Source organism: Bacillus cereus group sp. BfR-BA-01331, assembly GCF_022663915.1.
Taxonomy (GTDB): domain Bacteria; phylum Bacillota; class Bacilli; order Bacillales; family Bacillaceae_G; genus Bacillus_A; species Bacillus_A mycoides.
Window position 1 is genome coordinate 1 of the sequence record NZ_JAKUGJ010000132.1, and the last position, 816, is coordinate 816.

Genomic DNA, 816 nt, shown 5'->3' on the forward strand with positions numbered 1-816 from the left:
TAAATTTCATCGGTGCATCATAAAATTGATCTCCTGGCTGTATTGCCCCTGTCTCATATCCAGTTAATAACGTTGCGCCTTTTACAGCTGATCCTAGCTCATACGAAGTTGTCATGTTACCTAATGCCAAATCCTCAATCTCTATTTTCCCTTCTTTTTCTACAATCTTTTTGCCTGCCATAGATAAAATCTGTCCGTTATTTGGATTTGTCATGACGACAAAGGCTCGGTCCAACAATGGCTCTGAACTCTTAAAAGCTCTCAAATTTTTCTCTATACTTTCTTCCACTTTCTTTTGTAATTCCATATCAATCGTTAATGTTAAACTACTACCACTTTTTCCTTTAGAGATTATTTCTGTGTTTATAATGTTTCCTGATTTATCAGTAATGTTTTTCACTTCTTCTTTTGTGCCGTGTAATACATCTTCATATCGTTGTTCAATATAACTTTTTCCTACACGATCATTACGGTTATATCCACGTACCAAATAAGAATCTAAGTTTTCTTTCGGTAATCCTTCTTCACTACTTGTAATATTACCTAACACGGAACGAAATAAATTACCATTTACATAATTACGTTCCCAATCAACTGTTGTATCTACTCCTGGAAACTCCGCAAGTTTTTCACTTATCCGCGCATATTCTTGATCTGTCACATCTTTTTTTATAATTTGTGGTGTCAGTTGATAACCTGAACTCATTTTACTTTTAATAGCTAATACCTTTAAATCTTGTGCTGTTAATTCTGCCAATTCTACTTCTGTAACGCGACTTCGTCTTAAGTCTTGAATTTTTTTGTCTAGTTCTTTTC

At 34.2% G+C, this 816-nt stretch carries 1 protein-coding gene; it reads right to left on the reverse strand.

Annotated features, from left to right (window positions below):
* On the reverse strand, positions 1 to 816 hold an 816-nt coding region (locus MR155_RS31235), incomplete at both ends, for a penicillin-binding transpeptidase domain-containing protein (RefSeq protein WP_277958801.1).